The organism is Baekduia alba (genome assembly GCF_028416635.1).
Lineage (GTDB): Bacteria > Actinomycetota > Thermoleophilia > Solirubrobacterales > Solirubrobacteraceae > Baekduia > Baekduia alba.
The window spans coordinates 1,684,387-1,697,847 of sequence record NZ_CP114013.1; the positions used below are offsets into that span (position 1 = coordinate 1,684,387).

The window sequence follows — 13,461 nt, forward strand, 5'->3', positions numbered from 1 at the left end:
TTGCGCAGGGAGCGAGAGCGGTCAGTCGTTGCCTTGCATGGAGAGGGGAAGCCTGAGCGGTTCCAGCTTGGCGCGCCATTTCATATTTCGAAACATGAGATGTAGACCGTGGGGGAGGTCCCGCCCCAGGTCCTCTGGCATGCGTGACGCCGCTCCCGGCCGCCGCCCCGCCTACGCCTTCGCCACGATCGGCCCCGCGCCGCCGTCGACGTCGCAGCACGCGTCGAAGTCGCAGGCCCCGCGGCAGACGCAGACGGTTCCGTCGTTCGTGCACACGCAGCTCACGAGGCCCTTGTCGTCGATGTCCTCGCCGTCGCGGGCGAACGTCACGTAGATCGTCATCGAGGTGCGCACTTCGATGTCGCCCTCGACGCGCTCCTGCTGGCTGCCGAGGAAGGCGCGGGCGCGCTCGGCGCCCTCCTTCATGAGGATCTCCTCGACGATGCCCTTCCACCGGTCACCGAGGATCTCGCCCGCCAGGCGCTGCTCGTGTCGTTGTCCGGCGCTCCCGCAACCGCAGTCGCCGCTATCCGTCGTCTTGGCCATCTCCACGTCTCCGATCCACGGCCTTCAGAACGTCGCCGGTGAGCGTAACCACAAGGATGGCGACCCCGCAAGGCCCTCGGCTCAGGCGTCGATGCGCGGCAACGCCACGACCTGTGCGTCGCGTGAGACCTGGCGCACCTCGCTCGGCACGTCGGCGAGCTGCACGCGTCGGACGAAGTCCTGCGGGCGGCCGAGCGGCGAGAAGAAGTTGTCGTAGTGGGTCGGCACGACGACGCGGGGATCGAGCTTGGGCAGGATCCGCTGCCAGTAGCGCGGCGTCACGCTGCGTCCCGCCACGCCGGCCAGGAACACGTCGACCGGGCCGTCGCGCAGCTCGGCGTCGTTGAGGTCGGCGCTGCCCTGGTGGTAGAGCGCCACGCCGGCGACGTCGATGCGGATCCCGTAGACGGCGCCGCACCGGTAGCTGCCGGGCGCGAGGCCGCTGAGGTGCTCGCACGTCAGCTCGCCGTCCATCGGCACCTTGCGGCCGAACAGGAGCTTGGAGTGCCGGCTGGGAACGAAGCGGACCACGAACGGCCCCAGCTCGTAGGGCTGATGCGGAAGCACCTCGACCGCCTGGTCGCCAACACCGTGCAGCCGCATCAGGTGCGCGAGCGACGCCGACCCGTAGGCCTTGGCCCCGTACCGGCGCGCCAGCGCGGGCGCGTCCACGGCGTGGTCGAAGTGCGTGTGCCCGACGAGGATCCCGGCGACCGGTCCGGGAGCGCTCGCGTAGCGGTCGAGCATGCCCGCGTCCGGCAACGTCCGGCGCCGCAGCAGCAGCGAGCGCAGCGGCACGCGCGAGACGTAGGGGTCGATGAAGATCGACACGCCCCCGTAGGTCAGCCGGTAGCCGGACACGCCGAGCCACCGCACGTCGAGCCCCGCCGGGAGGTCGAGCGGGACCCGCTCCAGCTCCCGCGCCGCCTGCGCATCGTCGTCGGACACCACCACAGCATCGCCTGCGCGCTCGACCGCGTCCAACGGCAACGGCGCGCTCAGCGAGGAGACGGGCATCGGAAGCGTGTTGGCGGCGCCGACGGCACCGACGCGACGCGCCTCCCGAGGCAAGATGCAGGGAAGGGACGGTGGATCCCACACGCAGGCCGGCTACCAGAGCAGCAGCACAGCGCACCAGCCAGCGAGGCTGATGATCGCGATCACAAGCGGAGCGCCGGCTCGTCGTTCGCCCCCAGGCCGCAGTCGCACGGCCGCCGCCGTGCCGATGAGAGGCAGTGCGTACCAGAGGATCAAGAAGCCGGGTCGGCTCACCTCTCCCGACTCTCTAGGCGTTCCGAACGCGATCAAGCACGTCAGCAGCCCGAGGTAGACGAAGACGGCCGCAGTGGACGTGCGAAAGGTGCGGATCGCGGCACGTCGACCCTGCGGAGGCTCGACGCCGACGGCCGGCGCGTCGGGCCAGTCGGCCGAGGGGCCGGACGAACTTCTGCGTTGCTCGTCGCGGGCCAAGTCAACGATTGTGCCCATACCTCCGCACGGCTACCACGTTCCGCGTGGAGCCCGTCCGGGTTCACGCGACGGCGGAGCGGATCGCGGAGTGCACAAGAAAGCAGAACGCGATGTACCGGGACTACGATCGGGAGCAGATGCACAACGATCGCCCCGCTGCGCGCCACGTGTGGCAGTTCGCGTTGCGCCACGCGTGGAAGCTGCCGTTGCTCCCGTTGCTCTTCGACCTGCCGGCGCCCGTCAAATACGCCTGCGCGGCGGTCCTTGTGGTCCTGGTGGTGGTCGACGTCGTGCGCTACGCGCGTCGTCGGCGTCGACCTACGCGCCCCGGCTCCCCGGCCGCCGACACGTCAGGCACGCGCCGGCGAACGTGATCGCCCCGCAGGTGGGACAGGATGCAGGCTGGCTCATGGACACGGCATGTACCGCGAGCCGGAGCGTCCCATCCGCCCGACGCGCGTCAGGCCGTCAGGATCGCAGCCCAGACGCAGGCGCCGAGCACGGTCGCCGCGCCGACTCGGAGGCTGCGGCGGCGGTCGCCCGTCACCCAGATCTGGAGGGCGAGGAGCAGGCCCGCGAGCGGGACCACGACCGCGATGACCAGCGGAAGGAGCTCCGGCGCCCACGCGCTGATCCAGCTCCGCATGGGCGCCATCCTGTCAGGCCGCGCGCCGCACCGCGTGCACCTCCACCGCCGGTGCGATCTGGCGCCAGGCGGCGAAGCCCGCCGGTCGGGCGATCGCGTCGTCGGCGATCTGGAACAGCTCGTGGGACGCACGGCCCAGGGCGTGGTCCAGGCGCCAGGCGCGGAGCCGGGTGCGCCAGCCGGCCGCGCGGTCGTCGCGGACGGCGACCGCCATCTCGCGCATGCGGTGCAGCGGGACGAGCGACTCCCGGTGCGGGCAGTGGCGGCTCGGGCCGGCGCCCAGGACCTCGAAGTCGTCGGCGAACAGCCGGCCCAGGCCGCTCTCGGTCGCGTTGAAATAGTGGTCGGGGTAGCCGTGCAGCGGCTGCAGGAACGCGCACAGCGTGTACGCGGCGCCGCCCGGCCGCAGGACGCGGGCCATCTCGCGCGCCGCGATCCACGGCGAGTGCAGGTGCTCGAAGACCGCGAGCGAGAACACGAAGTCGAAGCTCGCGTCCGGGAACGGCAGCGCGTGGGCGTCGGCGACGAGGTCCAGTTGCGCGCCGGGGTAGACGAAGGCGTCGGTCTTGACGACGTTCCCGGAGTCGTGGACGTCCAGCCCGGCCCCGAGCTCCAGGATCCGATCCCCGCGCGCGAGCGCGTCGTCGATGACGCCGATGCCCATGTGCGCGCAGTCGTAGGTCGGCAGCGCACCGCCGGTCGCCCGCAGGTCGATCGCGCCGAGGTCGGCGCCCGGCATCAGGACCGGCACGCCGTCGAGCGACCCGTACGCGACGCCGCACCGGGCGCACGCCGGAGCGTCGCTGAGGGGGCCATGGCAGGCGGGGCAGACGGCGGTCGTCTTGAGGAGCACGCCCTTCGTCTTACACGATCCCGGCGGACTCATACGATCAAGGTCCCTGCGCGATGGCCGATCTCGACGGTGACGACAGTTCTTTGCTGGAGGGGATTCGCATGACGTTGCTGTTGGGGGTGTTGATGCTGGGGAGCGTGGCCTGGGTGGCCAAGGACGCGTCCGAGCGGAACTGGAGCGGGAACACGTTCGCCGACGCGTCGTGGAAGTGGGTGCTCGGGGTGCTGCTGCTGTGGTTCGTCGCGCTGCCGCTGTACTTCGTCCATCGGCGGCGCGTGCCGCTTCTGGGCGCCGGTGGGTCCGACCCGTTCGACACGCCCGAGCGGCCGAGCTCGGTGCCGCCGCCCGGGAGCCGCTGAGGGCGCGCCGGTCTTCCGGAGCCGTCCGGGTGGTCGGCGATACTGCCTGCATCGACTGAGAAAAAGCGCCCCCGCGCCGCGCCAACGGCCGGGGGCATGGCCCAAGGAGCGCGTTCTCCATGAGCATCGAGCAGCGTAACGACGCCTGCCTGATCGCGGTCGACCGAGAGGTCGGCCAAGTCCTTCGCCTCCAGACGCTCGTCGTCCTGGAGGCCAACCACCATCACTTCGAGGACGTGCGCGGCCTCGGCCCGGACGCCCAGCGCGCGCTCGCGCGGATCTACCGCGACGCGTTCTCCGTGCTCGACGCGGTCGGGTGGGACCCGGCCGACGACGCCGGCGCGGCGGCGGCGCGGCGCGACGTCCCGCTGACCGCCGGCCACATGGACCAGCTCTGGCGCCGGCGGCGGGAGCTCGGCTTCGCGAACCTCGATCGGCTGGACCTCGACGGGCCGGACGTCGACCTCGCCGCGCTCACCGCCGACCGCGAGGCCGCGCAGACGCTGGACCGCCTCCAGGCCGAGTTCGCCCTCGCCGTCGCCCCAGCCGCCCGCCGTGCCTAATCCGTCCGGGCCCGAACTTATCCTCAGTCGAGCTGTGCTGCACCTCCATCGCGCCGATCGCGCAGATCGCCTCGTCGGCGCGCTCGCGGCCGTGCTCGCGGAACCCCTCGCGGACCCGTTCGCGCCCGAGGTCGTCGCGGTCCCGACCCGCGGCGTCGAGCGTTGGCTGACCCAGCAGCTCTCGTCCACGCTGGGCGCGACCGACGCCGGCGCGCGCCCCGACGGCATCTGCGCCAACGTCGCGTTCCCGACACCGCGCCGCCTGGTCGACGACGCCGTCGCCGCCGGCTCGGGCTTCGACCCCGACCGCGACCCGTGGCTCCCGGCCCGCACCGTCTGGCCGCTGCTGGCCAGCGTCGACGAGCACCTGCACGACGCGTGGCTGGAGCGCCTGCGTCACCACCTCGAGCCCGGTCGTGGCGACCGCTCGCGCCGGCTGCGCGCCGTCCAGCACCTCGCCGGGCTGTTCGACCGCTACGCGATCCACCGGCCGCAGATGTTGGCCGCGTGGCACGCGGGGGACGACGTCGACGCCTCCGCCACGGGCACGCCGCTGCCGGACCACGAGCGCTGGCAGGCCGAGCTGTGGCGACGGCTGCGGGCCAGAATCGGGCAGCCCGGCCCGGCCGAGCGCCTCCAGCTCGCCTGCCGCGAGCTCGTCGTCGACCCCGACCGCAGCGACCTCCCGCCGCGCCTCGCGCTGTTCGGCCTCACCAGCCTCCCCGCACGCCACCTCGAGGTCCTGCGCGCGCTGGCCGAGGGCGGGCGCGACGTCCACCTCTTCCTGCTCCAGCCGTCCGACGCCTCCTGGCAGCGCGTGCGCCAAGCGCTCGACGAACGCGACGTGCCGGCCGCGCGCGAGGACACGACCACGCCCGGCCTGCTCCCCGGCAACCCGCTGCTCGCGTCCTGGGGGCGCGATGCGCGCGAGCTCCAGATGACGCTCGCGCGTGCGGGGACGGCGGCGAGCGACCAACACCACCAGGTCGATCGACCGGCGTCCCCGGCGACGCTGCTGCAGCGCGTCCAGGCCGACGTCCGGGCCGACCGCGTCCCGACGCTCGCCGAGGCCGAGGCGGCCGCCGACGGCTCCCTCCAGATCCACGCCTGCCACGGCGCCAACCGCCAGGTCGACGTCCTGCGCGACGCGATCCTCCACGCCCTCCAGCGGGACCCGACCCTCGAGCCGCGCGACGTCATCGTCATGTGCCCGGACATCGAGACGTTCGCGCCGCTCATCCAGGCCACCTTCGGCGCCGGTGAGGACGCCGACGACGGCGCCCGCCTTCACGACCTGCGCGTTCGCCTCGCCGACCGCTCGCTGCGCGAGACCAACCCGGTCCTCGGCGTCGTCGCGCGGCTGCTGGAGCTGACCTCCGCGCGCGCGACCGCGTCCGAGGTGCTCGACCTCGCCGACCGCGAGTCCGTCCGCCGCCGCTTCCGCTTCGCCCAGGACGACATGAGCCGCCTGGAGGACTGGGTCGCGGCGTCCGGCACGCGCTGGGGCTTCGACACGGAGCAGCGCAAGGACTACAACCTGGCCGGCGTCGCGCAGGGCACGTGGGCGGCCGGCCTGGACCGCCTGCTCACCGGCGTCGCGCTGACCGAGGACGAGCCGCGGCTGCTCAGCGGCGTCGTGCCGCTCGACGACGTCGACAGCTCCACGATCGACCTCGCCGGACGCTTCGCGGAGTACGTCGAGCGCCTCAAGCAGGCGGTCGACGACTTCGCCGTCGCCAAGCCGATCGACGCCTGGGTGGTCGCGCTCGCCGACGCCGCCGACGCGCTCACGGCGACGTCGCCGGCCGACGTCTGGCAGCGCGCCGAGCTGCAGCGCGTCCTCGCCGACGTCCTGGACGAGGCGACCGCCGACGACGACGCGACGCCGACGCCGACGACGACGCTCGACGTGGCGGACGTCGCCGCGCTGCTGGAGACCCGCCTCGCCGGCCGGCCCACGCGCGCGAACTTCCGCACCGGCCACCTCACGGTCTGCACGCTGCAGCCGATGCGCTCGGTGCCGCACCGCGTCGTCTGCCTGCTCGGCCTTGACGACACCGTGTTCCCGCGCCGCTCCCCGCGCGACGGCGACGACCTGCTCATCGCGGCGCCGCACGTCGGCGACCGCGACGCCCGCTCCGAGGACCGCCAGATCCTGCTCGACGCGCTGCTCGCCGCCGAGGACCGGCTGATCGTCACCTACACCGGCAACGACGAGCGGACGAACGCCGAGCGCGCGCCCGCCGTCCCGGTGGCGGAGCTGCTCGACGTCGTCGAGCGGACCGCGGGGGCGGCGGCGCGCGACGCGATCGTCGTCCGCCACCCGCTGCAGCCGTTCGACGCGCGCAACTTCACGCCGGGCGCGCTGGCGCCCGACGCCGCGGCCTGGAGCTTCGACGAGACCGCGCTCGCGGGCGCGCAGGCGATGGCGTCGGACCGCCTCCCGCCGCCGCCGTTCCTGGCGGGCCCGCTGCCGCCGGCCGCGGCCCAGCGCGACCTCGTCGAGTTGGAGGACTTGGTCGCCTTCCTCGGCCACCCGGTGCGCGCGTTCCTGCGCCAGCGCCTGGGGATCGGCGCCGGGACGCGGACCGAGGAGGTCGACGACGCGCTGCCGATCGACCTCGACTTCCGCGCGCAGTGGGCGATCGGCGACCGCCTCCTGCGCGCGCGCCTGCTCGGCGCCGACGGCGAGCGCGCGCGGGAGGCCGAGCGGGCGCGAGGCACGCTGCCGCCGTGCGCGATCGGCGCGCGCCGGCTGGACCTGCTCGACGGGCTCGCCGACGCCATCGCCGGCGCGGCGCGGCGCGAGATCCCGGACCTCGACACCGAGCGGCAGGTGCGCGACGTGCGGGTCGGGCTCGCGGACGGGCGCCGCCTCGGCGGCACCGTGTCCGGCCTCTCGGGGGACGTCGTCCAGCTCGTCACGTTCTCGCGCATCAACGCGCGCCATCGGCTCGGCGCGTGGGCACGCGTCCTGGCCCTCACCGCCGCGGCGCCGGAGCGGCGGTTCGCGGCGGTCACGGTCGGCCGCGCCCGGCGCAGCGTCCAGCGCTACAAGCAGCTGACGATCGCGCGGATCCCGCCCGTGGTCGGCGCCACGCCCGAGGAGCGGCGCGCCGCGGCGCGCGCCGAGCTGGCGATCCTCGTCGACCTCTACGACCGCGGCATGCGCGAGCCGCTGCCGCTGTACTGCGAGACGTCGGCGGCGTTCGCGGCGGCCGGCGACAACCGCCGCACCGGTCGTCGGGCGGCCGAGCAGCAGTGGACGACCGCGTTCGGCGAGGCCGGCCGCGAGGACGTCGACCCCGACCACGTACGGGTCCTGGGCGGCATCCTGCCGTTCGACGCGTTGTTGGAGGACTCGCCCCGCGCCGACGAGGCGTGGGGCGACGACGAGCCCACCCGGCTCGGCCGCTACGCGCACCGCCTGTGGTCGCGCCTGCTCGCGGTCGAGGAGGTGACCGACCGGTGAGCGACTTCGACGTCTGCGGGCCGCTCCCGACCGGCGTCACGGTCCTGGAGGCCAGCGCCGGAACCGGCAAGACCTACACCATCGCCGCGCTGGCGACGCGCTACGTCGCCGAGGGCACGCGCCTGGACGAGCTGCTGCTGGTCACGTTCACACGGCTGGCGACCGGCGAGCTGCGCGACCGCGTCCGCCAGCGGCTGTCCGGCGCCCGCGCGGCGCTCGACCTCGCCCTGGCGGCCGATCCGCTGAGCGTCGCGATCCCGGCCGGCGACCCGCTGCTCGCGCTGCTGGCGACCGGGCCGCGCGCGGTGGTCGAGGCGCGCCGCGACCGGCTCGCGGTGGCGATCGCCGACTTCGACGCCGCCACGATCACCACCACGCACGGGTTCTGCCAGGAGGTGCTGCTCGGGCTCGGCGTGGCCGGCGACATCGATCCCGGCCACCGCTTCAGCGAGGACGCGCGTGACCTCGTCGACGAGGTCGTCCACGACCTGTACGTCAACCGCTTCAACGCGACGGCGCCGCCGGCCGGGCTCGATCGCGAGGAGGCGCGCGAGGTCGTGCAGGCGGCGATCGGCAACCCGAGCGCGCCGCTGGCGCCGATCGCCTACGACGCGCCCGACGGCGCGGTCGCGCTGCGCCACGGGCTGGCCGTCGCGGCGCGCGACGAGCTGGACCGGCGCAAGCGCGCGCTCGCGTTGATGACGTTCGACGACCTCGTCACGCGCCTGCGCGCGACGCTCGAGGGGCCGTCGGGCGACGCGGTCGCGGCCGCGCTGCGCAACCGCTACAAGATCGCGCTGGTCGACGAGTTCCAGGACACCGATCCCGACCAGTGGACGATCATGCGGCGCGCGTTCGCGCATCCCGGGTCCACGTTGGTGTTGATCGGCGACCCCAAGCAGGCGGTGTACGCGTTCCGCGGCGCCGACGTGTACGCCTACCTCGACGCGGCCGCGTCGGCCGACGCGCGCCCGACGCTGGGCATGAACTGGCGCACCGACCGCGGGCTGCTGCACGCCTACGACGTGCTCTTCGACCACGCGCGGCTCGGCCACGAGGACATCACCTACCGCCAGACGAGCGCGTCGCCGACGCACCAGGACACGCGGTTGAGCGGCGCGCCGGTGGGCACGCCGCTGCGGATCCGGGTCGCCGCGCGCCACGACCCGGACGTCGAGCAGACGAAGCAGGGCTGGTCCAAGGCGCCGGCGGCGCGCCAGCACGTGGCGAAGGACTGCGCGGCGGACGTCGCACGGCTGCTGGCGTCGGGGGCGACGGCCTCCGGCGCGCCGCTGAACGCCGGCGACGTCGCCGTGCTCGTCCGGACCAACGCCCAAGCGCGCACGATCAAGGCGGCGCTGGACGACGCGGGCGTGCCGGCGGTCGTCAACGGGGCGGGCAGCGTCTTCGCGACCGACGCGGCGCGTGACTGGCTGGCGTTGTTGGAGGCCTTGGAGCGGCCGGAGTACCTCCCGCGCGCACGGGCCGCGGCGCTGACCGCGTTCCTGGCGTGGCCGGCGGAGCGCGTGGCGGGCGCGGACGACGCGGCGTGGGACGCGCTCCAGCAGCAGCTGCACGCCTGGGCGGGGCTGCTGCGGCGGACCGGCGTCGCGACGTTGATGGAGGACATCACGCAGCGTGAGGGGCTGCCGGCGCGGTTGTTGGGGCAGTTGGGTGGCGAGCGCACGCTCACGGATCTGCGCCACGTCGGCGAGCTCCTGCACGGGGCGGCGATCGACGGGCGGCTCGGGATCACGGCGCTGGCCGCGTTGCTGCGCCATCGCATGGCGGCCGACGACCGCGAGGCCGGCGCCGAGGACCGCGCGCGGCGGCTGGAGTCCGACGCGGCGGCCGTCCAGGTCCTGACCGTCCACCGGAGCAAGGGCCTGGAGTTCGGGATCGTCTACTGCCCGTTCCTGTGGGACCCGTTCCGCGGGCGCGACAAGGGCGTGCCGGCGATCTACCACGACCCCGAGCGCGGCAACCAGCGGACGATCGACGTGTCGCTGGACCCGCACGACGTGGCCTACGAGCGCCACGCCGCGCAGGCCGCGGCCGAGCTGGCGGGCGAGGAGCTGCGGCTGGCCTACGTCGCGCTGACGCGGGCGAAGTACCAGGCGGTCGTGTGGTGGGCGACGTCGTACTACTGCCGGGAGTCGCCGCTGGCGCGCCTGGTGCTGGAGCGCGACTTCGCCGGCGCGGTGCCGGAGGCGGGCGGGACCGGCGCCGACGCGGTGGCCGCCGACGCGGCGGCGCGCTTCCGGGCGCTGCGCGATCTGGCGCCGAAGTGCATCGCCTTGGAGCGCTCGCTGGTCGAGCGCGCGCCGGACGGCGCCGGCGCCGGCGACGGCGCGGTCGCGTTGGCGGCCGCGGTCTTCGATCGCGGGCTTGACGCGCGCTGGCGGCGCCTGTCCTACAGCGCGATCACCGCGGGCGCGTACGAGGCGCGCGTGGCGAGCGAGGTCGAGGAGGCCGTGGGGGCCGACGACGCCGCCGACGAGCGGCCCCTGGCGGCGGCGGCGCGCGCGGACGACGGCGCGCTGTCGTCGGTCCCGTCGTTGTTGGGGTCCATGCCCGCCGGGACGCGGATCGGCACGCTCGTGCACCAGGTGCTCGAGGACACCGACTTCGCGGCCGCCGACCTCGGCGCCGAGCTGGGCGGGCGCCTCGCCGCCGCGCGCCGGCGGCGGACGCTGGACGTCGGCGATCCGGTCGTCCTGGTCGACGGGCTGCGGGCGGCCATCGAGACGCCGCTCGGGCCGCTGGTCGGCGACGCCCGCCTGCGCGACCTCGTGCGCGGCGACCGGCTCGACGAGCTGACGTTCGAGGTGCCGCTCGTCGGCGGCGACGCGCCGGACGGCGAGCTGACGCTGGCGGCGATCGCCGGCGTGCTGCGCGAGCTCGTGGTCGGCGACGACCCGCTCGCGGGCTACGCCGACCGGCTGCTCGACCCCATGTTGAAGGCCAACCTGCGCGGCTATCTGACCGGGACGATCGACCTCGTCGCGCGCGCCGGCGGCGGCTTCGCGATCATGGACTACAAGACCAACCGGCTGGCGGCGGCGGGCGAGGAGCTGACCGCGTGGCACCATCGCCCGGCCGCGCTGGTCGAGGAGATGCAGCGCTCGCACTACGCGCTCCAGGCGTTGTTGTACGCCGTGGCGCTGCACCGGTACCTGCGCTGGCGGCTGCCGGGCTACGACCCGGCGCGCGACCGGCCGGCCGTGTTGTACTTGTTCTTGCGCGGGATGGTCGGGCCGGACACGCCGCGCGGCGTGGACGGGTCTCCGTGCGGCGTCTTCGCCTGGCGGCCGCCGGTCGGGCTGCTGCCGGCGCTGAGCGACGTGCTGGATCGCGGGGTGGACCGGTGAGCTCGTTGCGCGAGCGCGACCCGTTCGACGTCCGGCTGGCGCGCACGGCGCCGGCGCCGCTGGGCGCGTTCAACGATGCCGGCGTGCTGTCGTCGGCCGACGTCCAGGTCGCGCGGCGGCTCGCGACGCTCGGCGGGGTGGAGGCGCCGTCGCTGCTGCTCGCGCTCGCGCTGGCGGTCCGGGCGCCGCGGCTCGGGCATGTGCTGGTGGATCTCGCCGACATCCGGACGACGGTCGCGGTCGACACCGAGGAGCCGGTCGACCTCGGCGCGCTGCCGTGGCCGGAGCCGGCCGCCTGGGCGGCGGAGGTCGCCGCTTGCGGGCTGGTGGCGGTGAGCGACGACGACGGTGATGACGCGGGCGACGCGCGACCGCTGCGGCTCGTCGGCTCGCGGCTGTACCTGGACCGGTACTGGCGTGAGGAGCGGCAGGTCGCCGCGGACCTGCGCGAGCGCGCGGTGGGCGAGGCGGCCGGCGTCGCGCGCGACGTGCTGGCCGAGGGCATGGCGCGGCTCTATCCCGATCGGGACGACGAGCGCGCGCGGATGGCGGCGGCGACCGCGGTCCTGCGCCGCATCGCGGTGATCGCCGGCGGGCCCGGGACGGGGAAGACGGCGACCGTCGCGCGGATCGTGGCCCTGCTCGCCGACCAGGCTGACGCGCCGCCGCTGGTCGCGCTCGCCGCGCCGACGGGCAAGGCCGCGGCGCGGCTGACCGAAGAGGTCCACGGCTGGGCGGGCCGCCTCGCCATCGACGACGGCGCGCGGGAGCGGCTGCGCGCGCTGACCGCCACGACGCTCCACCGCCTTCTCGGCACCCGGCCCGGGAGCCGCAGCCGCTTCCGCCACGACCGCAACGCGCGCCTGCCGCACGACGTCGTGATCGTCGACGAGACCTCGATGGTGTCGCTGACCCTCATGGCCCGCCTCCTCGACGCGATCCGGCCCGACGCCCGCCTCATCCTCCTCGGCGACCCCGACCAGCTGACCTCGATCGAGGCCGGCGCCGTCCTCGGCGACATCGTCGGGCCCGCCGCCGCGCGCCCGCTGCTCAGCGCGGACGCGCGGGCACGGCTGGCGGAGGTGGGCGCGGCGGCTCCGCCCAGCGGCGCCGCTCCGCCCTCCACCGTGGTCGGCGGCGCGCCGTCCGGTGGCGACGCCGAGACCGCCGCCGCGGCGTTGCCCGACGCGCCGCTCGCCGACGGCGTCGTCGTCCTCGATCGGCTCTACCGGTATCGGGGTGGGATCGCGGTCGTCGCCGATGCGGTCCGGCGCGGGGTCGCCGACGATGTCGTCGCGGCGCTGGCGGACGCGCGCGACGACGTGACGTGGATCGACGGCGACGTCGCGGAGCTGCGCGGCGACGCGCGGCTCGCCCCGGTGCGCGACGCGGCGACGGAGGCGGGGCGGGCGGTCATCGCGGCGGCGCGGGCGGGCGACGCGGACGCGGCCTTGGACGCCCTGCGCCGCTTCGGCCTCCTGTGCGCGCACCGCCGCGGGCCCTACGGCGTCTCAGCGTGGATGCCGGTCGTCGAGTCCTGGCTGGCAACCGAGATCGAGGCGGCGGGCGGCCGCGCGCAGAACTACCCCGGGCGGCCGCTGCTGGTCACGGCCAAGCACGACGACCTGCACCTCTACAACGGCGACACGGGCGTGATCGTGCGCGCGTCCGAGAAGCGGCTCGTCGCCGCGTTCGAGCGCACGACCGTGCGCCCGAACCAGCTCGGCGCGGTGGAGACGGTCTACGCCATGACCGTCCACAAGAGCCAGGGGTCGCAGTTCGACACGGCCGCCGTGCTCCTGCCGCCGCCGACCTCGCGCATCCTCACCCGCGAGCTCCTCTACACCGGCGTCACCCGCGCGCGCGACCGCCTTCTCGTCGTCGGCACCGAGGCGTCGATCCGCGCCGCGATCGACCGCCCCGCCGCCCGCGCCTCGGGCCTGCGGGCACGCCTCTGGGACGCGGGCTAGTCGCCCTCGCCGTCGCCCTCGCCGTCGTCGCGCGACCCGAAGAACATCCACGCGACCCCGACGACGACCAGCACGACGCCGAACGCCAGCCCCGCCTGCTGCCCCGCGCCCAGCGCGGCGAAGATGAGCGGGATCGCGATGATCGCGCCGACCGCGAGAGTGGTCATCCGATTCGACATGCGGGCCGACAGCCTAGTGCCCTGATGCGTTG

At 74.9% G+C, this 13,461-nt stretch carries 12 protein-coding genes; 6 read left to right on the forward strand and 6 right to left on the reverse strand.

Translation table 11 applies throughout. The features are described 5' to 3' along the window. Positions 1-171 precede the first annotated feature (171 nt). From DSM104299_RS08335 to DSM104299_RS08345, 3 genes are all read right to left on the reverse strand, one after another. The gene (locus DSM104299_RS08335) at positions 172-546 is read right to left on the reverse strand and encodes a hypothetical protein (RefSeq protein ID WP_272476835.1); all 375 of its coding nucleotides are present in this window, start codon (positions 544-546) and stop codon (positions 172-174) included. A gap of 81 nt (positions 547-627) precedes the next feature. Next, positions 628-1,494 carry an MBL fold metallo-hydrolase gene (locus tag DSM104299_RS08340; RefSeq protein WP_272476836.1) on the reverse strand — a complete coding sequence of 289 codons (867 nt, stop codon included), beginning with the start codon at positions 1,492-1,494 and terminating at the stop codon, positions 628-630. 162 nt (positions 1,495-1,656) lie between these two features. After that, positions 1,657-2,016, reverse strand: coding sequence for a hypothetical protein (locus DSM104299_RS08345; RefSeq protein WP_272476837.1), 360 nt, complete (start codon positions 2,014-2,016; stop codon positions 1,657-1,659). 44 nt (positions 2,017-2,060) lie between these two features. On the opposite strand from DSM104299_RS08345, the gene DSM104299_RS08350 reads away from it, so the two are divergent. Next, entirely contained in the window at positions 2,061-2,390 is a 330-nt protein-coding gene (locus DSM104299_RS08350; RefSeq protein ID WP_272476838.1) for a hypothetical protein, read from the forward strand. 86 nt (positions 2,391-2,476) lie between these two features. Here the strand turns inward: DSM104299_RS08350 and DSM104299_RS08355 are convergent, their stop codons facing one another. Both DSM104299_RS08355 and DSM104299_RS08360 read right to left on the reverse strand, forming a co-directional pair. Further along, positions 2,477-2,662 (reverse strand): hypothetical protein, encoded by a 186-nt coding sequence (locus DSM104299_RS08355; protein ID WP_272476839.1) that lies wholly within the window; start codon positions 2,660-2,662, stop codon positions 2,477-2,479. Between the two features lie 13 nt (positions 2,663-2,675). Then, on the reverse strand, positions 2,676-3,515 hold the full coding sequence (locus tag DSM104299_RS08360; protein WP_272476840.1) for a methyltransferase domain-containing protein: 840 nt from the start codon (positions 3,513-3,515) through the stop codon (positions 2,676-2,678). 53 nt (positions 3,516-3,568) lie between these two features. Between DSM104299_RS08360 and DSM104299_RS08365 the strand changes: the two genes are divergently transcribed. From DSM104299_RS08365 to recD, 5 genes are all read left to right on the forward strand, one after another. Continuing rightward, the gene (locus tag DSM104299_RS08365) at positions 3,569-3,874 is read left to right on the forward strand and encodes a hypothetical protein (protein WP_272476841.1); all 306 of its coding nucleotides are present in this window, start codon (positions 3,569-3,571) and stop codon (positions 3,872-3,874) included. A 119-nt stretch (positions 3,875-3,993) separates the two neighbouring features. After that, positions 3,994-4,437 carry a hypothetical protein gene (locus DSM104299_RS08370; RefSeq protein ID WP_272476842.1) on the forward strand — a complete coding sequence of 148 codons (444 nt, stop codon included), beginning with the start codon at positions 3,994-3,996 and terminating at the stop codon, positions 4,435-4,437. Positions 4,438-4,471: 34 nt separating this feature from the next. Next, positions 4,472-7,909 (forward strand): exodeoxyribonuclease V subunit gamma, encoded by a 3,438-nt coding sequence (gene recC / locus DSM104299_RS08375; RefSeq protein ID WP_272476843.1) that lies wholly within the window; start codon positions 4,472-4,474, stop codon positions 7,907-7,909. Next, positions 7,906-11,280, forward strand: coding sequence for a UvrD-helicase domain-containing protein (locus DSM104299_RS08380; RefSeq protein ID WP_272476844.1), 3,375 nt, complete (start codon positions 7,906-7,908; stop codon positions 11,278-11,280). The genes recC and DSM104299_RS08380 overlap by 4 nt, the downstream gene beginning before the upstream one ends. Next, positions 11,277-13,250 carry an exodeoxyribonuclease V subunit alpha gene (gene recD / locus DSM104299_RS08385; RefSeq protein WP_272476845.1) on the forward strand — a complete coding sequence of 658 codons (1,974 nt, stop codon included), beginning with the start codon at positions 11,277-11,279 and terminating at the stop codon, positions 13,248-13,250. Before DSM104299_RS08380 ends, recD begins: the two co-directional genes overlap by 4 nt. On the opposite strand, the gene DSM104299_RS08390 is transcribed toward recD, so the two are convergent. Then, positions 13,247-13,417 carry a hypothetical protein gene (locus tag DSM104299_RS08390; RefSeq protein ID WP_272476846.1) on the reverse strand — a complete coding sequence of 57 codons (171 nt, stop codon included), beginning with the start codon at positions 13,415-13,417 and terminating at the stop codon, positions 13,247-13,249. The genes recD and DSM104299_RS08390 overlap by 4 nt on opposite strands. Between the last annotated feature and the right edge of the window lie 44 nt (positions 13,418-13,461).

Bases quoted from the DNA above. Each gene is read 5' to 3' on its own strand.
- DSM104299_RS08335 (WP_272476835.1), bottom strand. From the start codon at position 546: ATGGCCAAGACGACGGATAGCGGCGACTGCGGTTGCGGGAGCGCCGGA.
- DSM104299_RS08355 (WP_272476839.1), bottom strand. From the start codon at position 2,662: ATGCGGAGCTGGATCAGCGCGTGGGCGCCGGAGCTCCTTCCGCTGGTC.
- DSM104299_RS08365 (WP_272476841.1), top strand. From the start codon at position 3,569: ATGGCCGATCTCGACGGTGACGACAGTTCTTTGCTGGAGGGGATTCGC.
- DSM104299_RS08370 (WP_272476842.1), top strand. From the start codon at position 3,994: ATGAGCATCGAGCAGCGTAACGACGCCTGCCTGATCGCGGTCGACCGA.
- DSM104299_RS08390 (WP_272476846.1), bottom strand. From the start codon at position 13,417: ATGACCACTCTCGCGGTCGGCGCGATCATCGCGATCCCGCTCATCTTC.